Origin of the sequence: Geodermatophilus sp. CPCC 205506, assembly GCF_051383635.1 — a bacterium.
GTDB lineage: Bacteria > Actinomycetota > Actinomycetes > Mycobacteriales > Geodermatophilaceae > Geodermatophilus.
This window is the reverse complement of the sequence record NZ_JALPKP010000004.1, coordinates 95,338-118,240: the sequence shown is the minus strand read 5'-3', so window position 1 is coordinate 118,240 and position 22,903 is coordinate 95,338. Positions and strand designations below refer to the sequence as shown.

Here is a 22,903-nt window from a genome sequence, read left to right as displayed (position 1 = left end):
CCCGACTGCTGCGACGGGACGTGCGACTGCGACTGCTGACCCCGCCGCGCTGACGCAGGGACCACTGCCGGGCCCGGGACCGGCAGGGCACCGCCGACCCGCTCACCCCAGCGGGGGAGAGTCGTCAGGGACGGCGCCGTCCCCGTCGATGACCACGTCATGCGGAACCTGGGTCGCCGGCCGGCACGTCAGCACGGACGCGGCGCGCCCCTGTGGCTCTACCTCACGGCGCTCGTGCTCATCCCCGTGCTCGGCGTCGTCGTGCTCACCGCTGTCATCGCGCGGAGCCGGACGGCGGAGGCGGCCGGCGCCGCCCGCGCCGAGGAGGCCGTCCGCGCGGTGGCCCAGCTCGACGCCGCCCGCAGCAGCGTGGAGCACGAGATCGTGCCGGTGCTGTCCCTGGCGGTCATCGAGGACCCCTCGGCCGCGGTGAGCCTCGGCATCCCGTCGTTCCTGCTCGCCGGCCAGCGGGACAGCGCGGTCGCGGCCGCGCAGGAGGCCCGGGAGACGACCGACCGGGCCCTGGCCGCCGTCCCCTCGAGCAGTGACGGCGCGGCCGCCGCGCGGCACGCCGCCGACCGCCTGACCGGGCTGCGTGCCCGGACGGAGAGCGGGGCCTTCCGCATCGAGGACGTCTACGTCGACTACCTCGAGGTCTCCAGCGCGCTGCTGACCGCCCAGCGCCGGGCCGCCGCCGCGGCGAGCTCCGAGGAGGTGCCGGCCACCACGCTGCGGGCCACCCGGGACGTCGAGATCGTCGCCCAGCTGGCCCAGGCCGCCAGCCGGCAGATGCCGCTGTTCCTGGCCGGGCACTTCGACGCCGGTGAGCTCAGCGCGGGTTCGCGCCTGGCCGGGCAGAACGCCTGGCTGGCCTACACCGACGCGCGGCGGCAGATGGACGACCTGTCGCAGGAGTCGCTGCGCACGGCCTGGCTGCAGCTGCGCACCGACCCCGTGACGACCCGGCTCGACCGGCTGCTCTCCGACCAGTTCGAGTCCGGCCAGGCCCGCCTGCCGTTGACCCAGCTCGTCTCGACGCTCCTCCTCGGCAACGAGCGCGACGCGCGGCTCGCCGACCTCGTCGTCCGGGCCGTCGACAGCGCCCAGGCGCTGGCCGCCGCCGACCGCGACCTGGCCAACGGCCGCCTGACCACCACCCTGCAGCTGGGTCTCGGCCTGCTGCTGGTCGCCCTCCTCGGTGCCCTCTTCCTCGGCCGCAGCGTCTCCCGCTCCCTCGGCCTGCTCGCCGGCCAGGCCACCCAGATCAGCGAGGGCTCGCTGGTGGAGGTGCAGGTCGCCGGCCCGCGCGAGGTCCGCACCGTCTCCGGCGCCCTCGGCTCCGCGGTCGCCTCGCTGCGGCGGATCCAGGACCAGGCGCAGGCCGTCGCCCGCGGCGACCTGGCCAACACCGTGCTCGACCAGCCCCTGCCCGGCCCGCTCGGCGAGGTCGTGCACGCCTCCGTCCGGGAGATCGTCTCCTCGGTGCGGGCCCGTGAGGAGCTGCAGTACGCGCTCGCCCACCAGGCGACCCACGACCCGCTGACCGAGCTGCCCAACCGGGCCCAGGCGCTCACCCTGGTCACCGCCGCGCTGCACCGCGCCCAGCGTTCCGGGGAGATGACCGGCCTGCTCTTCGTCGACCTCGACGGCTTCAAGGCGGTCAACGACAGCCACGGCCACGCCTGCGGCGACGACGTCCTGCGGGAGGTCGCCCGCCGCATGGCCGCCGTCGTCCGGCCCGGCGACGTCGTCTGCCGCCTCGGCGGCGACGAGTTCGTCGTGCTGGTCGAGCGGGTCCGCGCCGAGCGGGACCTGCAGGAGCTCGGCGAGCGGCTGATCGCCGCCGTCAGCGAGCCGATCACGGCCGCGGGCCACCCCGACCTGCTGCTCGCCGAGGCCGACACCGCCGCCTACCGGGCCAAGCGCCGCGGGCGCGGGCGCACCGAGATGTTCGACGAGACGCTGCGGCTGCAGCTGTCCGAGCGCGCCGAGCTGGAGGCGGCCATCACCGCCGGCCTGGAGAACGGCGAGATGGAGCTGCGCTACCAGCCGGTCGTCGACGTCGGCCGCTCCCGCGTGATCGGCTACGAGGCGCTGATCCGCTGGAACCGCCCCGGGCACGGGATGGTGCCGCCCGACGAGTTCATCCCGGTCGCCGAGGGCAGCCGGCTGATCTGCGACCTCGACCGCTGGGTGCTGCACCAGGCCACCGCGCAGCTGGCCGCCTGGCGGGCCGCCGAGCCGCCCGCTCCCGGCGAGGCCGAGCCGACGATGGCGGTCAACATCTCCGGCCGGCACCTCGCCGACCGCCGGGTCGTCCAGGACGTCGCCGACGCGCTGGCCGCGTCCGGGCTGCCCGCCGCCCTGCTCATCGTCGAGATCACCGAGACCGTGCTGGTGAGCGACCCGGTGGCGATCACCCACCTGGAGGCGCTGCGTGAGATGGGCGTCGCCATCGCCATCGACGACTTCGGCACCGGCTACACCTCGATCGGCCAGCTGCGGAACATGCCGGTCGACACGCTGAAGATCGACCGCAGCTTCATCGCCTCGACCGAGCCCGGCCACCGGGAGCTGGTCGCGCTGATCATCCGGGCGGCGCACACCTTCGGCCTGACCGTCGTCGCCGAGGGCGTGGAGGAGCCGGCCCAGCTGGACCGGCTGCGCGCCGACGCCTGCGACCAGGCCCAGGGCTACCTGCTGTACCGACCGATGCCGGCGGCCGACGCCGGCGCGCTGCTGCGCACCGCCGTCCCCACCGGCTGAGTCCGGTCCGCGACCGTCAGTCGAGGAAGCGCTCGATGACCGGGGCGAGCACGGGGGCGTCGGTGATCAGGGCCAGGTGCCCGCCGCCGTAGACGTGCAGCTGCGCGTCGGGGATCAACCGGGCCATGATCCGCGCGTTCACCACCGGGATGATCGGGTCGTCGTCCCCGGCCACCAGGAGCGTGGGCTGACGGATCAGCCGCAGGAACGGCAGGCTGCTCCAGCCCGCGCTGGCGGCCAGCTGGTAGTAGTAGCCGCGCCGCGGCCCCAGCCGCGTGGCCGAGTGCAGCACCCGCGCCGCCAGGGCGGGGTCGTCCCGGATCGAGCCGCCGTAGATCGTGCCGGCCACCGACCGGGTGTAGTCCGGGTCGCGGTGCCGGCGCGGGGTGAGCATCCGGGCCAGCACCCGCGGGTGCCCGGGCACCATCAGTGACCCCGTACCGGTGGCCGCCAGCACCAGCCGCCGGCAGCGCCGCCGGTGCTGGACGGCGAAGTGCTGGGCCAGCCCGCCGCCCCACGACAGCCCGAGGACGTCGACCGGGTCCTCGTGGCCCAGCTGGCTGAGCACCCCGGCGACCACCGGGCTGAACGTGGCCAGCACGTAGGGGACGACCGGGCGCGGCGAACCGCCCACGCCCGGCACGTCGAACCGGATCACCGTGCGCCGCGGGTCGAGGGCGTCGACGAAGGGCTGCAGCACCTCCAGGCTCGCCCCGATGCCGTTCATCAGCAGGAGCGGTGGCACCGCGTGGTCCTCACCGTGGCGCACCGCCACCCGCAGCGTGCGCCCGGCGACGGTGAGGTTCCGGACCGTCTCCCGGGCGGATTCCCGCCCCGACGCCGCGGTGCGCGGCCGGAGCGGGGGCCTACTTGTCGAAGACATACGTGCCCGGGGCCTCGGCCAGCGGAGGCAGCTCGTCGGAACCGAGCGAGGTCGGGGCGGGCACCTCGTCACCGGTCCGCTCGGCCAGCCAGGACACGTAGTCCGGCCACCACGAGCCCTTCTGCTTCTCGGCCAGCTCCAGCCACCGCTCCGGCTCGGCCGGGGTCTCCGGCGCCACCTGGAACGACGCCTTGGGGTTGCTCGGCGGGTTGACCAGCGACGCGATGTGCCCGCTGGTGGAGAGGACGAACCGGCTCGCTCCGCCGAGCAGCTGCGTGGTCCGGTAGCAGGACTGCCACGGGCAGATGTGGTCGGCGATCCCCGCGGTGACGTAGGCGTCGATCTCCACCTTGGACAGGTCGACCGGCGAGCCCAGCATCGTCGCGGCACCGGGCCGGGTGAGCTTGTTGCCGAAGGCCACGTCGATGAAGTCGCGGTGCAGACCGGCGCTCATCCGGGTGGTGTCGGAGTTCCAGTAGAGGATGTCGAAGGCCGGCGGGGGGTTGCCCTGCAGGTAGTTGTTGACCCAGTAGTTCCACACCAGGTCGTTGGGCCGCAGCCACGCGAAGACCTCGGCCAGCGACGCGCCGTCCAGGTAGCCCTTCTTGCGCGACTTCTCGGTCGCGGCCTTGATGCCCTCCTCGTCCATGAGCGCGCCCAGCGTGCCGGCCTTCCCCCAGTCGAGGACGGTGACCGCGTAGCTGGACGCGGTCACCCGCTCCTGCGCGCCGGTGGCCGCGAGGTGGGCCAGCACCATCGCCAGGATGATCCCGCCGGAGCAGAAGCCCTGGAGCGCGACCCGGTCGCTGCCGGTGATCCGCTCGGCGGCGTCCATCGCGTCGAGGACGGCCTGCCCGTAGGTGTCCATGCCCCAGTCGGCGTGCCGCTCGTCCGGGTTGCGCCAGGAGATCATGAAGACCTGCTGGCCGGCGGCCACGTAGTGCTCGACGATGCTGCGCCCGGGCGCGAGGTCGGTGATGTAGTACTTGTTGATCGTCGGCGGCACCATGACCAGCGGCACCTGGCGAACGGTCTCGGTGGTCGGCCGGTACTGGATGAGCTCGAACACCGGCGTCCGCAGCACGACCGCACCCGGGGTGACGGCGAGGTCCTCGCCCACGGTGAAGGCGTCTGGCTCGACCATCGAGGGCACCCGCGGCTTGGTCGCGAGGTCGTTGACCAGCCGGCGTGCCCCGCTGACGGCGTTGCGCCCGCCGGTGTCGATGAACGCCTTCCACAGCAGCGGGTTCAGCGGGGTGTTGCTCGGTGCCAGCGCGTCGACGAGGTTGGTCAGCGTGAAGCGGATCCGCTCGTCGTCCTTCCAGTCGAGGTCGGCGTCGTCGACCAGGCCCACCGCCGCCCGCGCGGCCGCGATGTGCGCCTGCATCGCCCGGCGCATCAGCGGGTTGCCGGTCCAGGCGGGGTCGGCGTAGCGGCGGTCCTTGGGGGAGGGCTCGATGTCGGAGCTGCCGGCGAGCACCCGCCCGAGGTCGCCGGCGAGGTCCTTCGACCGCTGGGCGACCGCGTCGCGGCGGCGGGCCAGCGCGCCCCCGAGGCGCAGCATGGTCCTCGCCGGCGGGATCATCCGGCGCAGCGGGCCCCGGGCGCCGTCGACGAGGAGCATGTCCAGGCCCATCACCGCCTCGCCGGCGTCCTGGGTGGCCCCGTCGGTGGTGCCATCGAGCTTGTTGGTGCTGGCGGCGTCGGTCATGCCGGTCTCCTCGGTGGCTCGCGGTGTGACCGGAGCAACTCAACCACGGCGGACGGTCGTCCGCGCGCCAGCAACGCCCGCTCGGGGGACACTCCGATCAGCTCCGGCCCCCCTCCAGGGCACCGCCCCGAGCTCGCGAGGGGGTGGGGAGGAGGAGGGGCTCTCTCAGGTCGTCTCGGGGACCAGCGGTGTCCGGGGTGCGGTGTTGGGCTCACGCCGCCAGGAGTGGTTGCGCCGCCAGAACACGTAGGTGCCCAGCCCGAGCGGGATGGGCAGCACGTAGGTCAGCGCCCGGTAGACGAGGACGGCGGCGGCGACCAGCGCCCGGTCACCGCCGGCGGCGGCCAGGCCGGTGATCATGGCGACCTCGACGACCCCCAGCCCGCCGGGGGTGAACGGGACGGCGGTCAGCAGCCGGGCGAACGCGAACACGGCGAGCGCCTCCACCACGCTCACCTGGGCCGCGTCCACCCCCACGAACCGCAGCGCCAGCAGCAGGACGACGAACAGCGAGAGGTGGCTGACCAGCGTCGCGAGGCTGATCCAGTGCCAGCGGGCCCGCAGCAGCAGGATCGTCCGGTCGCGGAACTTCGTCGTCGCGGCGTCCCACCCCTGCACGGGCGGCCGGCCGAACAGGCCGACCACCGCCGACGCCACCCGCCCGAACGCGCGGCCGAGCCGCGCCGCGCCCTCCCGGCTGCGCAGCAGCAGCGCCAGCAGGGCGACGGCGACGACGAGGCCGGCCAGGCCCGCCGCGCCGCCCAGCAGCCGCGCGGTGCTCGGGGTGGAGCCGAACGCCAGCAGGCTCAGCGCCAGCACCGGCAGGGCCAGCTTGGCGAAGTTGTTCCACAGGCCCGAGATCAGCAGCGAGACCGAGGTCCGGGACCGGGAGAACCCCCACGAGGTGTTCATGCCGTAGGTCAGCCCGAGCGCGATCGCCGCACCGCCGAGCACGGTGTTCGACACGGCGGTCGTCGTCATCGTCGACACCGTCGCCTGCCGGAGCGTGAGCCCGGGCATCGTCGAGACCATCACGAACTGGTAGGTCATCAGGTTCCACACGGTCGCCGCGGCCAGCAGCCCGAGCTCCGCCCCGGTCATCGCCTGCACGGTGTCCCAGACCGCCGAGAGGCTGGTGAACTGGGGCAGGAACCACCAGAGGACGGCGGCGGCCAGGGCCAGCGACGCGGCGGGCACCAGCACCCGGCGCCAGAGCGGGCGCGGTGGCCGGACGGGGGTCTCGGTGGCGGTCACCGCGGGGCCCCGGCGTCCGCGGGTGGGTCGAGCTCCAGCCGCCCGTCGCTCGCCTCGCGCACCTGGTCGGAGAGCTCGTCGCGGCGCAGCACGTCGATGGCCTGCGCGGCGAGGGCGAGCGGTTCCCCGCGGTTGTCGCCGGAGAGCGCGAAGACCAGCGTCAGGCAGCCGCCCTCGAAGAGGTAGTACCGGCTGCCCTGGTACCGCGGGGTGACCTGGCTGACCAGCTCGTAGCGCCGCATGCCGTCCCGGTCGCTCGGGATCTCGGTCGCGCCGTCGGTGTCGCAGGTGCCGGCCAGCTGCACCTCGATGGCGTGCAGCCCGTCGCGGTCGGAGTCCAGCCAGAAGGCCGCCCCGCCGTTCCGGGCGTCCATGCCAGCGAAGTGCCAGCCGAGGGGCAGTCCCTTCACGCAGGGCACGCGCGACGCCGTCGGCACCGACTGGGCCATGAGCACCACGGCGTCGGCCGCGTTCCCGTCGTCCCCGATCTCGCAGGCGGGGGCCTGGCCGAAGGAGGTGCTGGCCGGCGCGACGCAGCCGGTGAGCACCAGCGCGAGCGCGGCGGGCAGCACCGCCCGGGCGCCGGTCACAGCGGGGAGTCCAGCAGGCCGGCGACGACGACCGCCAGGAGGAGCAGCCCCAGGAGCGCCACGAGCGACAGGCCCACGCGGCGCCAGCTCCACCGCTGGATCCGCACCGGCGGCAGCCGGTAGGGCAGCAACTGGAGGAACTGTGCGTGCAGGTCGCGGCTGTCCTGGCGCAGGCAGCGGCGCAGCTGGGTGGGCATGGTCAGGCCGCGGGTGGCGGCGAAGGCCTCGGCGAGCTCCTCGTCGGAGAAGCGCAGCCGGGCGCGGGCGTAGACCCGCTCGGCATCGGTGCGCAGCGCCAGCACCAGCATCATGTTGGCCAGGTCCACCGCCTGCCGCCACGGGCTGGGCCGGACCTCGGCGAACGCGGAGTCGATCAGGTACAGCGTGCCGTCCCGGACCATGACGTTCGCCGGCTTCACGTCCCGGTGCGCCGCGCCGATCTCCCACATCCGGCGCACCACGGCCAGGCCCTGGTCGATGACGGCGTCGTCGACCTCGGCCTCGCCGATCTCCTGCGCGCCCAGGAAGAACTCGTTCACCAGCAGGTACTCGCGCTCGGGGGTGATCTCCACGATCCCCATCGGGTGCGCCACCGGCAGCCCGGCGTCGGTGAACAGCCGCAGGACGTAGTCCTCGTACTGCACCAGCCGCCGCACGCTGTGGAACGGCTTCTCGTCCTCCAGCCCGCCGTAGAGCAGCGTCCGGGCCAGCTTGAACCAGCGGTCGGAGCGCACGTGGGTGGCGGCGTAGAGCTTGCCGAAGACGTAGCTCTCGCCGTCGTCGGCCTTGACCGTGATCCGCAGCGGCGTGGAGCCCCCGGAACCCTCGAGGTTGAACGGCGTCACCTGGGTGGCGAGCAGGCCCAGCTGGTCCTGCAGCGCCCGCACGATCGCCTCGCCGCGGGCGCCGGTGACGTCGAGGTGCGCGGGACGGCCGCGGCGGTAGCGCACCGGGAAGATGTCGTTGGGCGTCATCAGCCGGAACGCGGCCAGCGGGGTCGCGACGCCGAGCACCACCCCGGCCACCACGCCGGTGGGGTGGTCCTGGGCGAGGTAGAGCCGGGACGCGACGGTGACCGCCAGCAGGCCGACCACGACCCACTTGCCGATCGTGCGGTAGCGGCCGGCCGGGACGAGCGCGTAGACGGTGCTCACCAGGAAGGCGGTCAGCACGGTCACCGGCAGCGACGGCATGGCGTAGCCCGACCACGCGCCCAGCAGTTCCACCTCGAACGGGCGGGGCCGCTGCAGCAGCAGCGTGGCCAGCGACCCGAGGTTCACCACGATCAGCGCCACACCGATCCAGGTGAACAGGTGGTGCCAGCGGCGGAAGACCGCCAGCACGGCCAGGTTGCCCAGCCACAGCGCGTGCACGACCGGCGGCGTGGCCAGCACCCCGGCCACCTCGGCGACGTCGGTGAGGCCGGGCGAGCGCAGCGTGGCGATCGCCTGCAGGACCCGCGTGTCCGCGAGGTCGACCAGCGGCACGCTGTCGGTGACCACGGCCGCCGCCCAGCCGGCGAACACGGCGGCCGTCAGGCCGATCCACCACTTGCCGGAGGCGTTGAGGTGCCGCGGCAGCGGCGGCGGCTCACCGGAGGGACGGCGGCGGCGGCGGACGTGCTGGATCGCCGGCGGTCCGGGTCGCCGGACCGCGCCTGCCTCCGGGGCGGCGTGCGGGGGCGACGCCATGCCGCCCGATGCTGCTCCCCGACGGGCTCCGGGTCCATCGAAATCGTCACCGTCCGGGGCTAGCGTTCTGCTCCGTCGTCCCCGCCGGGAGGGAGTGCCCCCATGCGGCGTCCCCGGGCAGTCCTGGCCGTGCTGCTGCTCGTCGTCCTGACCGGCTGCGGTTCGACGGCGCCCGAGCCGGCGCCGACGACCGGTGACGGAACGGTCCGCATCGCCTCCTACGACTTCGCCGAGAACCAGATCCTGGCCGAGGTGTACGCCGAGGCGGTCCGCCGCGCGGGGCTGCCGGTGTCGGTGCAGCACGGCATCGGCACCCGGGAGGTGGTGCTCCCCGCGCTCGAGCAGGACGTGGTGGACGTCGTCGTCGACTACCTGGGCACCGCGCTGGACTTCGTCAACCCCGGCGGGCCGGCCGTCCGGCGCGAACCGGACCACCTGCGGGCGGAGCTGGCCCGGGTCATGGAGCAGCGCGGGGCGACGGTCCTCGCCTTCGCGGCAGCCGAGGACAACAACGGGTTCGCCGTCCGGACGGCCTTCTCCGAGCAGAACGCCGTCCGGCGGTTGTCCGACCTCGCGCTGGCCGCTCCCGGACTGGTCTTCGGCGGCCCGCCGGAGTGCCCGGAGCGGCGCTACTGCCTGCTGGGCCTGCGCGAGGTCTACGGGCTGGAGTTCGGTGAGGTGCGGTCGATGCCGTCGCGGGCCGCGACGGCGGAGGCGCTGCTGGCCGGGGAGATCGACGTCGGCCTGCTCGAGACCACCGACGCCCGGCTGGCCGACGCCCAGCTGGTGCTGCTCGACGACGACCGCGGGCTGCAGCCGCACGAGAACGTGGTGCCGATCGTGCGGACGGCGGTGCTGGAGGCGGCCGGGGACGGGCTCCGCACGGCCCTCGACGAGGTGAGCGCCCGCCTGGACACCCCCGACCTGGTGCGGCTCAACCGGCTCGTCGCCCTGGACGGGCGGACCCCGGCCGAGGCCGCGGAGCTGTGGTGGGCCGGCCGCTGAGCGCGCATGCCGACGGCGCGTCGCGGGCAGGACCCCGGCTCGACCCGTGACCGGAGAGGGGCCCGCCGTGGTCCGATCGATCGCCGACCAGACGGTGGAGGAGCTGGGTGGTCCCGGCAGCGTGCTGGCCCGCCAGCGCCGCGACCACGTCGAGCTGGACCGGCTGCTGCACGAGCTGGACGGCGCCACCGGCCGGGCGCAGGAGGACGTGCTGACCCGGATCGACCGCCTGGTGTTCAGCCACGCCTTCGCCGAGGAGACGGTCCTGTGGCCGGTCGTGCGGCGGGTGCTGCCCGACGGCGAGGCGCTGACGCTGCTGGTGGAGGAGGAGCACCAGGAGGTCAACGAGCTGGTCACCGAGCTGGAGACGCTCGGCCACGACGACCCCCGCCGCGCCGAGCGACTGGCCCGGCTGGTGGCCGTGCTGCGGGAGGACGTGCGCGACGAGGAGGACGTCCTGCTCCCGCGGCTGCAGGAGCGGCTCGACCCGGCCGAGCTGCGGAGGCTGGGCCGGCAGTGGGAGTTCACCCGGCGCATCGCGCCCACCCGGGCGCACCCGACGGTCTCCCGGCGTCCGCCGGGCAACGCGCTCTCGGCCCTGCCGCTGTCGGTGCTCGACCGCACCCGCGACGTCGTCGACGCGGTCGTCCGCCGCGCACCGGGGCAGCTGGTGCCCGCGGGGGAGGCGGTGAGCCGCGGGCTGGCCGGCCTGGCGGGGCTGGTGGAGCGGGTCCCAGCGGCCCGCCGCGGCGACCGGCCGCCGACGTCCCGCTGATCCACGCCGAGGGCCTCCTCCCGGATCGGGAGGAGGCCCTCGTCGTGGGACCCCCGGGCCCCGGCCCCCTGCAGGGTCCCGCCGCGAGCGTGCGAGCGGTGGGGGGCAGGGGGTCCTTCTAGTTCGTCTTGCGGGGCTTCGGCTCGGCGCGGGCGTCGAGCTGGATCTCCTTGTGCGCCTCCGGCACGCCCTCCTTCAGCTCCTTGGTCCGCTCGATCTCGGCGTCGAGCTCGATGCCGAACAGCAGCGCGACGTTGATCAGCCAGAACCAGATCAGGAAGATGACGACCCCGGCCAGCGCGCCGTAGGTCTTGTTGTAGCTGCCGAAGTTGGCCACGTAGAAGGCGAACGCGGCCGAGGCGACCACCGCCACCAGGATGGCGACGCCGGCACCGGGGCTCATCCACTTGAAGCCGCGCAGCCGGACGTTCGGCGTCGAGTAGTAGAGGACGGCGATCATGAGCGCCAGGACGACCAGCATGACCGGCCACTTGACGACGTTCCAGACCGTCAGGGCGGTGCCCCCCAGGCCGATGGCCTGTCCCACGGCGTCGACGACCGGGCCGCTGAGCACCAGCATCGCCACGATCACCGCGGCGAACAGGATGCCGATCAGCGTGACGAGCAGCTGCAGCGGCTTGAGCTTCCAGACCTTGCGGCCCTCGGGCGTCTCGTAGACGACGTTGGCGGCGCGGGTGAAGGCGCCGACGTACCCCGACGCAGACCAGACCGCACCGGCGATGCCGAGGATCAGGGCGAAGCCGGCGGTGCCGGTGTTGCCGGCGATCTGCTGGATGACGGGGTTCAGCGTGCTGGCCGCCTGCTGCGGCACGACCGCGGTGAGGGCGGTGGTGAGCTGCTCGGGGTTGGTGAGCAGGCCCACGATCGACAGCAGCGCGATCAGCGCGGGGAACAGCGCCAGGACGCCGTAGTAGGTCAGCGCCGCGGCCCAGTCGGTGAGGTTGTCCTCGCTGAACTCGCTGAGCGTGCGCTTGAGCGTGCCGACGGTGGTGGGCTTCGTGTCGGTGCCGCGGGGCGCCTTGTCGAAGCGGACGTCGTTGACCTTGGGGTCGTCGGGTGCGGGGTCGCCGGCCTTGTTGCCGGAGAACCGGGTGTCCTTCGCGGCCGTGTCAGCGCCGCGCGATCCGGTGGAGCGGGCCATCGGGTGTCCTCCGGGCGGAGTGGGAGTGCGTCGGAGATCAAGTGCCCCGGACGGTCCTGTTCCATGCCCCCGACGGTGTGTCGTGGCCGGGCCGTGACGTCGCGGGTCAGCGCAGGCCGCTCACCGGGGACCACTCGCCGGCCGCCGCAGTCGCCCGCTCGACGTCGGTCAGCCGGTCCGGGCCGCGGCTGCGCCGTCCGGTCATCCCAGCAGCGGTGAGCAGCACCACCGCGGCGGCTGCGCCCGCACCCACGAGCGCCACCGCGGTGAACGACGCGGCCGACGGCGCGCCGGTGGCGGGGTCCAGCCCGGCGGCCAGGACGGCGACGGTCACCGTGCTGCCCACGGCCTGACCGACCGAGCGGGCGATCGAGTTGACCGCATTGGCCACCCCGGTCTCCTCGGGGCGGACCGCCGACACCACCAGGGCCGGCAGCGCGGCGTAGGCCACGGTCGCCCAGAGCTGGGTCAGCAGGCCGGCCAGCACCACCTGCCACGCGGCGTCCCGGAGCAGCGCCAGCAGCAGGAAGCCGGCCAGCCCGGACGCCGCGCCGGTCAGCAGCGTGGGCAGCGCGCCGACCCGGGCGACGACCTGGCCGGCGACCGGCGCCAGCAGCACGCCGGCGATCCCGCCGGGGAGCAGGTAGACGACCGCCGCCTCCACCACCGACGCGCCGAACCCGTAGCCGGCGACCTCGGGCGGGGTCTGCACGAACTGGAGGATGGCGAGGAAGGAGGCGAACAGGCCGATGCCGGTCATCACCCCGGCGAGGTTGGGCACCAGCGTGCGCGGGTCGGCCAGCATGGCCGGGCGGACGAGCGGGTCCGCCCGGCGCCTCTCCAGCAGCACCCACCCGGTGAGGACGACCGCGGCGCCGACCGCGCAGCCCAGCGTCGCAGGGGAGTCCTATCCCCACGCGTTCCCCTGCGACACCGGCAGCAGCAGCAGGACCAGGCCGCCGGCCAGCACGACCGCGCCCCACCAGTCGACCCGGCCCGACCCCGTCGGCGGCCGCCGGGGCAGGACGAGGACGACGAGCACCAGGGCGGCGGCCGAGGCGGCCAGGCCGATCCAGAACGGCCGGTGGTAGTCCCCGCCGTCGTGCGTGAGCAGCGCGGCGGCGACCAGGCCCACGACCCCGCCGACGGCGAGGGTGCTGCTGACCACGGACATGCCGACGTTCAGCCGGGCCGCCGGCAGCTCGCGGCGCAGCACGCTGATCGACAGCGGGAACAGTCCGTAGGAGGCGCCCTGCAGCACCCGCGCCGCGAGCAGCAGCGGCAGGGACGACGTCACGAGGGCCAGCAGGGTGCCGGCCGTCATCGCGACCAGGATGCCGATCATCACCGGCCGCTCGCCCCAGGTGTCGCCGAGCCGGCCGAGGACCGGCGTCGAGACGGCGGCCGCCAGCAGGTTGGCGGTCAGTACCCAGCCGGCCGCGGCCGGCGAGACGCCGAGCTGGTCGCCGATGGCGTCGAGGACGGGGACGACGAGGCTCTGCAGCAGCGCCAGCGCGGTCGTGCCGACGGCGAGCACGGCGACCAGCAGCGCGGCGCGGGGCCGCCGCCGGTCGGCATCCGCGGCGGTGGGCACGCGGCGATGAGACCACGCCGGGGGATCCGTCCGCGCCGCGGGCCCGACGTCCTCCTTTCGGGTGGTCGCAGCCCCGGAGCCTCAGGTCACGGCTTGGCAACGACGATTGGGACAGCGGTCGACGGGGCACACGAGCTCCCGACGACGTGCCGCGGGGGGCTCGCCTCCTGCGGCCTGGGCGAGACACACAGGGGGATGAACCGATGGTGCTGTGGCCGGCCGTGACCCTGATCGGGTTCCTGGTCCTGACCGCACTGGTGATCGCGATGGGCACCTCGTCGACGGCGCGGTACGAGCGCGAGCAGCGGGCCTCCGCAGCTCGGCCGTCCGGTCGCCCGTCGGCCGCCGAGGCCGTGGGGGCGGTCCGCGCCGCCTGATCCGCGATCCCCACCCACGCGCCCCGCACTCCGCTCCGGAGTGGCGGGGCGCGGGTGTGACGGCCCCCTTGCAGGGGCCCGCCCCGGGGCTGCGAGGGGCGGGGGGCACGGGGGCCCTCTCACAGCCAGGTCTCCGGGGTGTCGAGGACGGTGCGGTCCAGCGACTCCAGCAGGTCCAGCTGGGTGTGCACCTTCGGCAGCTCGTAGCGGTGGAAGTACCGGGCAGCGGCGCGCTTGCCCTGGTGGAAGGCGCTGGTCTGTGCGCCGGTCGCCAGGGCCTGCTCCAGCCACAGCCAGGCGACGACGACGTGCCCGGCCGCCTCGAGGTAGGCGGTGGCGTTGGCCAGGGTCACGGCGGGGTCACCGGCGCTCCACAGCGTGGCGGTGACCGCGCCCAGCCGCGCCACCGTGGCGTCGAGGTCGGCGGCGAGGCCGACCCACTCGGTGCCGGCCGCCCGGGCCGTCGTCGCGGTGATCGTCTCCGCGAGCAGCGCCAGCCCCGCCCCACCCTCCATGACCACCTTGCGGCCGAGCAGGTCCAGCCCCTGGATGCCGGCCGTCCCCTCGTGGATCGGGTTCAGCCGGTTGTCCCGGTAGAACTGCTCGACGGGGTGGTCCCGCGTGTAGCCGGCGCCGCCGAGCACCTGGATGGCCAGGTCGTCGGCGACCGGCCCCCACTGCGAGGGCCAGGACTTCGCGATCGGCGTCAGCACCTCCAGCAGCAGGTGCGCCCGCGCGCGGTCGGTCGACGACCCGGCCGTCAGCTCCTCGTCGACCAGCCGGGCGCAGTACAGCGCCAGGGCCAGGCCGCCCTCGGCGTAGGACTTCGCCGCCAGCAGCATCCGCCGGACGTCGGTGTGCTCGACGATCCGCACCGGCGGGGTGCCCGGGTCGCGGTCGGTGGGCGGCCGGCCCTGGGTGCGGGTGCGGGCGTACTCCAGCGCGTGCAGGTAACCGGTGTAGCCGAGCGCCGCCGCGCCCGCGCCGACGCCGATCCGCGCCTCGTTCATCATGTGGAACATGTAGGTGAGGCCCCGGTGCTCCTCGCCCACGAGGAACCCCACTGCCCCGGCCCGCCCGCCGGGCGTGTGCGCGCCCTCGCCGAAGGTGAGCAGGGTGTTCGTCGTCCCCCGGTAGCCCATCTTGTGGTTGAGCCCGGTCAGGACGACGTCGTTGCGCTCCCCGAGCGAGCCGTCGTCCCGCACAAGGACCTTGGGGACGACGAACAGCGAGATGCCCTTCACCCCGGGCGGGCCGCCGGGGACCTTGGCGAGCACCAGGTGGACGATGTTCTCGCTCAGCTCGTGGTCGCCGGCGGAGATCCACATCTTGGTGCCGGTCAGCCGGTGGGTGCCGTCGTCCTGCGGCTCGGCGCGGGTGGTGATGTCGGCCAGCGAGGAGCCGGCCTGCGGCTCCGAGAGCGCCATCGTCCCGAACCAGCGCCCCTCGAGCATCGGCCGGACGTAGGTGTCGACCTGCTCGCGGCTGCCGTGCGCGACCAGCAGCCGGGCGTTGGCCATGGTGAGGAACGGGTAGGCCGAGGTGCCCACGTTGGCCGCCTGGAACCAGGCCATCGCCGCCTGCGCGACGGCGTGCGGCAGCTGCATGCCGCCCAGCTCCTCGTCGAAGGTGCCGGCGATCAGCCCCGCGTCCGCGAACACCCGCAGCGCCCGGCCGACCTCGGGCACCAGTTCGACGCGGCCGTCGACCATCCGCGGCTCGTGCTCGTCGGCGGCGCGGTTGTGCGGGGCGAAGTGCTCGGTGGCGATCTCCTCGGCCAGCTCGAGCACCGCGTCGAAGGTGTCCCGCGAGTGCTCGGCGTAGCGCGGCCGCTCGACCAGCTCCTCGACACCGAGCCACTCGTGCAGCAGGAAGTCCAGGTCGCGGCGGGACAGGACGAGGGACGAGCGCACGACGGGCCTCCGGGACGTCTCGGCCGCGATCATGGCGCCGTGACCTCGGGCGGCCGGGCCGGGTGGTCACGACGCCATGATCGCTGGCGGGTGGGTCAGCCGCGGGTACCGGCGTCCCCGGGCCGGCCGACCGGGGGCGGGGTGGACGTCGGCGCCGCGGCGCCCACCGCCTGGGTGGCCTCCTCCGCCGGATCGTCCGCCGACGGCTGCCCGGCGGTCTGGGCGGCCGCCTCCTGCCGGGCCTGGATGCCGGACTTGTTCGACAGCGGCAGCTCGGGCAGGAACAGGAACACGAAGAACCCGACCGCCACCACGCACGCGGCGATGAGGAACACCAGGTCGATCGTCGTCGAGAAGCCCACCTTGAACGGCAGGGCCAGCGCGTCGGGCAGCTCCTGGATGAACGAGGTGTCCGACAGGTCGCTCCCCGCGCCGCCCAGCTGCTGGAACTGCGGCCCCAGCTCGGGGTTCGCCGCGACGGCGTCCCCCACTGCCGTCTCGATGTCCGACGGCAGCCGGGTGAACAGCACCGACAGGAAGGCGGCGGTGCCGATCGTGCCGCCCATCTGCCGGAAGAAGGTCACCGAGGAGGTGGCCACGCCCATCTCCCGCGGCGAGACGGCGTTCTGGACGGCGAGGATGACCGGCTGGAAGTTGAAGCCCAGCCCGAGGCCCATGAGGGCCATGAAGGGGACGAGCACCCAGATCGACGTCTCCGCCTCGACCAGGGCGGACATCGCGAGCAGGGCACCGGTCATGAGCACGATGCCGACCAGCGGGAACAGCTTGTACCGGCCGGTCTTCGAGATGGCGGCGCCCGAGCCCATCGCCCCGACCATGATGCCGGCCACGAGGGGCAGCATCTGCAGACCGGCCACGGTGGCGCTCGAGCCGTGCACGATCTGCAGGTACTGGGGGAGCAGCAGGAGGCCGCCGAACATGCCGGCGCCCATCACGATGCTGCCGATGCCGCTGACGGTGAAGCTGCGGTTGCGGAACAGTCGCAGCGGGAGCAGTGCCTCGTCCCCGTACGCCCGCTCGGCGAGCACGAAGAGGACGAACCCTATGACGCCGATGGCGTAGCAGGTGAGGGCGCCGCCCGACGTCCAGCCCCAGATCCGGCCCTGCTCGGCGACGATCAGCAGCGGCACCAGGAAGGTGATCAGCGCGAGGGCGCCGGGCCAGTCGATCCGGTGGTCCCGGCGCTCGTGCGGCAGGTGCAGCACCCGGAAGACGGTGAGGAAGGCCAGGATGCCGAGCGGCACGTTGATGTAGAAGATCCAGCGCCAGCCGGTGATCCCCAGCAGCGAGGACTGCCCGGCGAGGAAGCCGCCGATGACCGGGCCGAGCACGCTGGAGGTGCCCCAGACGGCCATGAAGTAGCCCTGGTACCGCGAGCGCTCACGCGGCGGCACGATGTCGCCGATGATCGCCAGCGCCAGCGCCATGAGGCCGCCGGCGCCGACGCCCTGGATCGCCCGGAAGGCGGCGAGCTGGTACATCGAGTCGGCGAGGCCGCAGAGCACCGAGCCGACGACGAAGACGCCGATCGCGAACAGGTAGAACGGCCGCCGGCCGTAGATGTCGGACAGCTTCCCGTACAGCGGCGTGGCGATCGTCGAGGTGATGAGGAAGGAGGTGGTCGCCCACGCCTGCAGGTCGTATCCCTGCAGGTCGTCGGCGATGGTGCGGATCGCGGTCGACACGACCGTCTGGTCGAGGGCGGCGAGGAACATCGCGACCATCAGCCCGGCCAGGATCGTGACGATCTGCCGGTGGGTGAAGGTGCCGTCCTCGCCGGGCGCGGAGGCCGCCGCGCGGGCGTCCCTGCGCTCGGCCGAGCTGGCTCGGGTGCTCTGGCTCATGGGGTCTCTCTCGGTGAGGCTGCGGCCTGGTCGGCGGGCAGGACGGTGGCGAGGTCGTCGACGAGGCGACCGAACAGGCTGGTGAGGGTGGCGAGGTCGGCGGTGTCCCAGCCGGACGTGACCCGCGCGAGGAGGGCCTCCCGCTCGGCCCGCATCTGGTCCAGCGCCGCCCGGCCGGCGTCGGTGACGACCAGCCGGCTGGCCCGGCCGTCGGTCTCGTCGGCGACCCGGTGGACGAGGCCCTGCTCGATGAGGACGCCGACGTGCCGGCTGACGGTGGAGGGATCGGCGTGCACGCGCTCGGCGAGCGCGCCCTGGCGCAGCGGGCCGAGCTGGACCAGCGGGTAGAGCAGGACGAGCGCGGCCCGGTCGCGGCCCTCGCCCGCCTGGCTGTTCTTCAGGGCGTGCACGAGACGCATGAAGCGGGGGACCTGCTCACCCAGCGTGCGCAGTTCGGCCACCCGGTCGGGCTCGACCGCGGCTCGGGGGCGGGGGGTGGGGGGCACGGGGACTCCGGAGGCGGGACGAAGGAACAGGTGCACGGTACAAGCTGTTGTCAGCTACACGCATCCAGGTGCGCTGTGCAAGCAGGTGAGGTCCGCCACGCGCCCGGGCCCCCGGGCGGTGGGATCCTGGACACCGGTACCCGCCGCCGCGGCGCCCACCCCCCACACACCGCCGACGTCCCCGGCGGCCCCCCGATCTAGGAGCCCGACCGTGAGCACCCCGCCCGACGACCTGCGGACGAGGCTGGCCGGGCTCACCCTCGAGGACGAGCACCGCCTGCGCCGCCGCCTGGACGGCACCCGCCGGACGCAGGACGCCGAGGCGCGGGCGCGGCAGCGGGCCCGGATCGCCGCCGACGTGACGGCCGCCGAGGAGCGGATCGCCCGCCGGCGTGCCGCCGTCCCGCCGGTCACCTACCCCGCCGAGCTGCCGGTCAGTGCGCGGCGGGAGGACATCGCCGCGGCCCTGCGCGAGTCCCAGGTGGTCGTCGTCGCCGGCGAGACCGGGTCGGGCAAGACCACCCAGCTGCCCAAGATCGCCCTCGAGCTCGGCCGTGGCGTGCGCGGGCGGATCGGGCACACCCAGCCGCGGCGGATCGCCGCGCGCACCGTCGCCGAGCGGATCGCCGAGGAGCTGGACCGCCCGCTGGGCGACGTCGTCGGCTGGAAGGTGCGCTTCACCGACCAGGTCAGCGACACCACGCTGGTCAAGGTCATGACCGACGGCGTCCTGCTGGCCGAGATCGGCCGCGACCGGCTGCTGCGCCAGTACGACACGCTGATCATCGACGAGGCGCACGAGCGCAGCCTCAACATCGACTTCCTGCTCGGCTACCTGGCCCAGCTCCTGCCCCGTCGGCCGGACCTCAAGCTGATCATCACCTCGGCGACGATCGACGTCGAGCGGATCGCGAAACACTTCGCAGGACTCGGCGAACAGGGGAAGAGCACCGGCCTGGAGGGCCGAAGTGGCCACGATGGCCCCTCCGGAGCCTCGGGCGGCGCCGAGGTGCCGGTCGTCGAGGTCAGCGGGCGCACCTATCCGGTCGAGGTCCGCTACCGGCCGGTCGTCGACCCCGACGCCCCCGACGGCGACCCGGCCGCCGACCCCGACCGCGACCAGGTCAGCGCGATCGCCGACGCCGTCGACGAGCTGGTCGCCGAGGGCCCCGGCGACGTGCTGGTGTTCCTCGCCGGCGAGCGGGAGATCCGCGACACCGCCGACGTCCTCACCGAGCGCTTCCCGTCGGTCGAGGTCGTGCCGCTCTACTCGCGGCTGTCCGCCGCCGACCAGCACCGGGTGTTCGCGCCGCACACCGGACGCCGGGTCGTGCTGGCCACCAACGTCGCCGAGACCTCCCTGACCGTTCCCGGCATCCGCTACGTCGTCGATCCCGGCACGGCGCGGATCTCCCGGTACAGCGCACGGCTGAAGGTGCAGCGGCTGCCCATCGAGCCGATCAGCCAGGCCTCGGCGCGCCAGCGCTCGGGCCGGTGCGGGCGCACCTCCGACGGCATCGCCATCCGCCTCTACACCGAGGAGGACTTCGAGGGCCGGCCGGAGTACACCGACCCGGAGATCCTGCGCACCAGCCTGGCCTCGGTGCTGCTGCAGATGGCCGCGATGGACCTCGGCGACGTCGCCGACTTCCCGTTCATCGACCCGCCGGACCGCCGCGCCGTCGCCGACGGCGTGGCCCTGCTCGAGGAGCTCGGCGCCCTCGAGGGGGACGGCCGGCTGACCCCGACCGGCCGCTCGCTGGCCGCGCTGCCGCTGGACCCGCGGATGGCCCGCATGGTGGTCGAGGCCGACCGGCGGGGCGTCCTCGAGGAGGTCCTGGTCATCGCCGCCGGGCTGACCATCCAGGACCCCCGCGAGCGGCCCACCGAGCACCAGCAGGCCGCCGACCAGTCGCACGCCCGCTTCGCCGACGAGAACTCCGACTTCCTGGCGCTGCTCAACCTCTGGCGGTACCTCGGCGAGCAGCAGGAGGCGCTGTCGGGCAGCCAGTTCCGTCGCACGATCAAGCGGGAGTTCCTCCACTACCTCCGCATCCGCGAGTGGCAGGACCTCTACGGCCAGCTGCGCAGCACCGCCCGGCGCCTGGGCATGCAGGTCGGCGAGCTCGCCGCCGAACCGGACGAGCGCGGCATCCACACCGCGCTGCTGGCCGGGCTGCTGTCGCACGTCGGGCTCCAGGTGGAGGACACCAAGAACACCCGCGGCCGCGGCCGGGAGTACCTCGGCGCCCGCAACGCCCGCTTCGTGATCGCGCCGGGGACGCCGCTGGCCAGGAAGCCGCCGCGCTGGGTGGTGGCCGCCGAGCTGGTCGAGACCAGCCGGCTGTTCGCGCGCACCGTGGCCCGCATCGACCCCGAGGTCGTCGAGCGGCTGGCCGCCCACCTGGTGAAGAAGCAGCACTCCGAACCGCGCTGGGACGCCAAGCGCGGCTCGGTCGTGGCCACCGAGCGGGTCACTCTGTACGGCATCCCGCTGGTCGTCGGCCGGCGCGTGCAGTACGGCTCGATCGACCCGGTCGTCTCCCGCGAGCTGTTCATCCGGCACGCGCTCGTGCAGGGGGAGTGGACGACGCACCACCGGTTCTGGACCGACAACCAGAAGGCGATCAAGAGGGTCGCCGACCTCGAAGAGCGGGCCCGCCGCCGCGACATCCAGGTGGACGACGAGACGCTGTTCGAGCTCTACGACGAGCGCATCCCGGCCGACGTCGTCTCCACCCGGCACTTCGACAAGTGGTGGAAGGCCGCGCGCCGGGCGACGCCCGACCTGCTCACCTTCACCCCCGAGATGCTCACGAACGCCGCGGCGGCCGGGCAGGTGCGGGCGGAGGACTTCCCGGACGAGGTGCCGCTCGCCCACGGGCTCACCCTGCCGCTGTCCTACGCGTTCGCGCCGGGCACCCCCCAGGACGGCGTCACCGTCGACGTCCCCCTGGCCGTGCTCGACGCCGTCGCCGAGCGGACGTCGGGGGAGTCGCTCGCCTTCACCGTCCCCGGACTGCAGGAGGAGCTGGTCACGGCGCTGCTGCGCACCCTGCCCAAGCAGCTGCGCCGGGCGCTCGTGCCGATCCCGGACCGGGTCCGGGAGGTGCTGCCGCGGATCGCGCCGACCGAACCCCTGCTGCCCGCGCTCGAACGCGAGCTGCGCCGGTCGGCCGCGGTGACGATCCCGCACGACGCGTGGTCGCCGGACCAGGTGCCCGACCACCTGCGGGCCACGTTCCGGGTCGTCGACGACCGGCACCGGCCGCTGGCCACCGGCAAGGACCTCCAGGCGCTGCGCCGCGAGGTCGCCCCGCAGAGCCGGGCCAGCCTGGCCGCGGCGGCGTCGGACGTCGAGCGCACCGGGCTGACCGCGTGGACGTTCGGCACCCTGCCGCGCACCGTCGAGGTCCGCCGCGGCGGGCACGTCGTTCCCGCCTTCCCGGCGCTGGTCGACGAGGGCGCCACGGTGGGGATCCGGGTGGTGGCCACCGAGGTGGAGGCCACCCGGCTGACCTGGCGCGGCGCGCGCCGGCTGCTGGTGCTGATCGCCGGCTCCCCGGGCCGGCAGGTGGTGAAGTCGCTGTCGCCCCGCAGCCGGCTGGCCCTCCAGTTCAACCCGGACGGCGAGATCCCGGCCCTGGTCGACGACTGCGTCGACGCGGCCGCCGACGAGCTGCTCGCCGCCGCCGGTGGCCCGCCCCGGGACGAGGCGGCCTTCGCCGCGCTGGTCGAGACCGCCCGGAGCCAGCTGCTGCCGCTCACCGCGGACACCGCGCGCCGGGTGGAGGCCGTGCTCACCCAGGCGCGCGAGGTGGCCGTGGCGATCGGTGCGGCTCCCGGTCGGCGGGTGCCGGAGGCAGCGATCGCCGACCTGCGCCGCCAGATGGGCGGCCTCCTGCACCGCGGCTTCGTGGCCGCCGCGGGACGCCGTCGGCTGCCGGACCTCGTGCGCTATCTGAAGGCGATGGCGTACCGGCTGGAGAAGCTGCCGGCCAACGCGGTGCGCGACGAGCTGTGGATGGCCCAGGTCGCCGCGGTCACCGCCGAGTACGAGCAGCTGCGCGGCCAGGTGCCGTCGACCGGCGCGCCCGACGACCCGGTGGCGCGGGTGCGTTGGATGGTCGAGGAGCTCCGGGTCGGGCTGTTCGCCCAGGCCATCGGCACGCCGCGGGCCATCTCCGAGCAGCGCGTGTACAAGGCGATCGACGCGCTCACTGCCTGAAGCGAGGCAAAGGAAGCTTCACCTACGTCCTGGGCGCCAGAACGTGGGTATTGGTTCCTATGCCTCAGCTCAGGCGCGGGACTGGGCGCGCTCGCGCAGCAGCGCCGAGATGCGCTGCCGGGTGACGCCGAACAGCGCGGCGATCCGGTTGATGCTCACCTGCTCGGACTGGAGGGCGTGCGCCTGCTCGCGGCGCCATGCACCCCCCGCGGTGGCCAGCGCCGCCATCACGGCGCTGATCTGCTCCACGACCAGCGGCCGGGACTCGGCGGTGACGATCTGCAGCCACGGCTGCCCCGTGCGGCGCGCGGTCAGCAGCTTCCGGGCCCGGGTGCGGGCCGCCTCGAGCTCGGCGAGGCAGGTGTCGAGCACGGTCAGCAGGTCGGCGAGGGCCTGCTCGGCCGGGTCCGGGCCGTCGGTGGGGACGGCGTCCTGCACGGCGAGCTCGGTCGTCAACAGGGCCTCCGCCCGTTCCGCACCCACCTCGATGGTGGGCAACTCTGTTGACCACTATCCACTGTCAGGCGGGTTGCACGCAAGGGGTGTTGCCGTGCCGCCGGTGACGAGACGGCGTTTGCCGGGG

17 protein-coding genes are annotated in these 22,903 nt (G+C 74.2%); 5 read left to right on the top strand and 12 right to left on the bottom strand.

What is annotated here, in order from left to right; translation table 11 throughout:
- Positions 1-159: 159 nt before the first annotated feature.
- Entirely contained in the window at positions 160-2,766 is a 2,607-nt protein-coding gene (locus MY520_RS03765) for an EAL domain-containing protein (protein ID WP_436690237.1), read from the top strand.
- 16 nt (positions 2,767-2,782) lie between these two features.
- On the opposite strand, the gene phaZ is transcribed toward MY520_RS03765, so the two are convergent.
- The 5 genes from phaZ to MY520_RS03740 all read right to left on the bottom strand — a co-directional run bounded on the left by phaZ (position 2,783) and on the right by MY520_RS03740 (position 8,895).
- Complete coding sequence (gene phaZ / locus MY520_RS03760; RefSeq protein ID WP_436690235.1) at positions 2,783-3,649, bottom strand: poly(3-hydroxyalkanoate) depolymerase; 867 nt, start codon at positions 3,647-3,649, stop codon at positions 2,783-2,785.
- Positions 3,633-5,360 carry a PHA/PHB synthase family protein gene (locus MY520_RS03755; RefSeq protein WP_436690233.1) on the bottom strand — a complete coding sequence of 576 codons (1,728 nt, stop codon included), beginning with the start codon at positions 5,358-5,360 and terminating at the stop codon, positions 3,633-3,635. The genes phaZ and MY520_RS03755 overlap by 17 nt, the downstream gene beginning before the upstream one ends.
- Before the next feature lie 165 nt (positions 5,361-5,525).
- A complete protein-coding gene (locus MY520_RS03750) occupies positions 5,526-6,614 on the bottom strand; it encodes a lysylphosphatidylglycerol synthase transmembrane domain-containing protein (protein WP_436690231.1) in 1,089 nt (362 codons plus the stop codon).
- Positions 6,611-7,204 carry a hypothetical protein gene (locus MY520_RS03745; protein ID WP_436690229.1) on the bottom strand — a complete coding sequence of 198 codons (594 nt, stop codon included), beginning with the start codon at positions 7,202-7,204 and terminating at the stop codon, positions 6,611-6,613. Before MY520_RS03745 ends, MY520_RS03750 begins: the two co-directional genes overlap by 4 nt.
- Positions 7,201-8,895, bottom strand: coding sequence for a phosphatase PAP2 family protein (locus MY520_RS03740; RefSeq protein WP_436690227.1), 1,695 nt, complete (start codon positions 8,893-8,895; stop codon positions 7,201-7,203). Before MY520_RS03740 ends, MY520_RS03745 begins: the two co-directional genes overlap by 4 nt.
- 102 nt (positions 8,896-8,997) lie before the next feature.
- On the opposite strand from MY520_RS03740, the gene MY520_RS03735 reads away from it, so the two are divergent.
- Positions 8,998-9,900 (top strand): ABC transporter substrate-binding protein, encoded by a 903-nt coding sequence (locus MY520_RS03735; RefSeq protein ID WP_436690225.1) that lies wholly within the window; start codon positions 8,998-9,000, stop codon positions 9,898-9,900.
- Between the two features lie 67 nt (positions 9,901-9,967).
- Positions 9,968-10,675 (top strand): hemerythrin domain-containing protein, encoded by a 708-nt coding sequence (locus MY520_RS03730; RefSeq protein ID WP_436690224.1) that lies wholly within the window; start codon positions 9,968-9,970, stop codon positions 10,673-10,675.
- Between the two features lie 118 nt (positions 10,676-10,793).
- Here the strand turns inward: MY520_RS03730 and MY520_RS03725 are convergent, their stop codons facing one another.
- The 3 genes from MY520_RS03725 to MY520_RS03715 form a co-directional block, all read right to left on the bottom strand.
- A complete protein-coding gene (locus MY520_RS03725) occupies positions 10,794-11,837 on the bottom strand; it encodes a YihY/virulence factor BrkB family protein (protein ID WP_436690223.1) in 1,044 nt (347 codons plus the stop codon).
- Between the two features lie 106 nt (positions 11,838-11,943).
- Positions 11,944-12,729 carry an MFS transporter gene (locus MY520_RS03720; RefSeq protein ID WP_436690325.1) on the bottom strand — a complete coding sequence of 262 codons (786 nt, stop codon included), beginning with the start codon at positions 12,727-12,729 and terminating at the stop codon, positions 11,944-11,946.
- Positions 12,730-12,744: 15 nt separating this feature from the next.
- Positions 12,745-13,431, bottom strand: a complete 687-nt coding sequence (locus tag MY520_RS03715; protein ID WP_436690221.1) for an MFS transporter — start codon at positions 13,429-13,431, stop codon at positions 12,745-12,747.
- Between the two features lie 203 nt (positions 13,432-13,634).
- Between MY520_RS03715 and MY520_RS03710 the strand changes: the two genes are divergently transcribed.
- The gene (locus MY520_RS03710; protein ID WP_436690220.1) at positions 13,635-13,808 is read left to right on the top strand and encodes a hypothetical protein; all 174 of its coding nucleotides are present in this window, start codon (positions 13,635-13,637) and stop codon (positions 13,806-13,808) included.
- A gap of 119 nt (positions 13,809-13,927) precedes the next feature.
- Here the strand turns inward: MY520_RS03710 and MY520_RS03705 are convergent, their stop codons facing one another.
- From MY520_RS03705 to MY520_RS03695, 3 genes are all read right to left on the bottom strand, one after another.
- Positions 13,928-15,721: an acyl-CoA dehydrogenase gene (locus MY520_RS03705; RefSeq protein ID WP_436690219.1), complete on the bottom strand. Its 1,794-nt coding sequence runs from the start codon at positions 15,719-15,721 to the stop codon at positions 13,928-13,930.
- Positions 15,722-15,816: 95 nt separating this feature from the next.
- Positions 15,817-17,586 (bottom strand): MDR family MFS transporter, encoded by a 1,770-nt coding sequence (locus MY520_RS03700; RefSeq protein WP_436690218.1) that lies wholly within the window; start codon positions 17,584-17,586, stop codon positions 15,817-15,819.
- The gene (locus MY520_RS03695; RefSeq protein WP_436690216.1) at positions 17,583-18,092 is read right to left on the bottom strand and encodes a MarR family winged helix-turn-helix transcriptional regulator; all 510 of its coding nucleotides are present in this window, start codon (positions 18,090-18,092) and stop codon (positions 17,583-17,585) included. Before MY520_RS03695 ends, MY520_RS03700 begins: the two co-directional genes overlap by 4 nt.
- A gap of 211 nt (positions 18,093-18,303) precedes the next feature.
- On the opposite strand from MY520_RS03695, the gene hrpA reads away from it, so the two are divergent.
- Positions 18,304-22,320, top strand: a complete 4,017-nt coding sequence (gene hrpA / locus MY520_RS03690; protein ID WP_436690214.1) for an ATP-dependent RNA helicase HrpA — start codon at positions 18,304-18,306, stop codon at positions 22,318-22,320.
- A 69-nt stretch (positions 22,321-22,389) separates the two neighbouring features.
- Here hrpA and MY520_RS03685 read toward each other — a convergent pair whose 3' ends face one another.
- Positions 22,390-22,776: a hypothetical protein gene (locus MY520_RS03685; RefSeq protein WP_436690212.1), complete on the bottom strand. Its 387-nt coding sequence runs from the start codon at positions 22,774-22,776 to the stop codon at positions 22,390-22,392.
- Positions 22,777-22,903: the final 127 nt, after the last annotated feature.